The sequence below is a fragment of the Pseudomonas sp. HY13-MNA-CIBAN-0226 genome, from assembly GCF_040310305.1.
GTDB lineage: Bacteria > Pseudomonadota > Gammaproteobacteria > Pseudomonadales > Pseudomonadaceae > Aquipseudomonas > Aquipseudomonas gregormendelii.
This window is the reverse complement of sequence record NZ_JBEOPS010000337.1, coordinates 1-263: the sequence shown is the minus strand read 5'-3', so window position 1 is coordinate 263 and position 263 is coordinate 1. Positions and strand designations below refer to the sequence as shown.

1 pseudogene is annotated in these 263 nt (G+C 48.7%); it reads right to left on the bottom strand.

What is annotated here, in order from left to right:
* Positions 1-263 (bottom strand): annotated as a pseudogene (gene fadB, locus AAEZ05_RS29000) (fatty acid oxidation complex subunit alpha FadB); the annotation flags it as partial.

Sequence of the window (263 nt, the reverse complement as noted above, 5' to 3'; positions counted from 1 at the left end):
AAGCGATACCGCCGCCCATGATACCCGCGCCAAGTACGGCCGCTTCATTGATTTCATGTGCTTGCTTGCTGTGCTGCTTAGCAAGTTTCTTAACCAACTGATCGTTTAAGAATAGACCAACCAAGCTTTCTGCTTGTGGGGTTTTCGCCGCTTTTGCAAAGTAAGTCGCTTCGACTTCGATTGCTTTGTCACGAGGCAGATTGACATGCTTTTCGATTGCTTCAATAGCAAGCGCAGGCGCAGGATACTGCTTAGGATTGGCT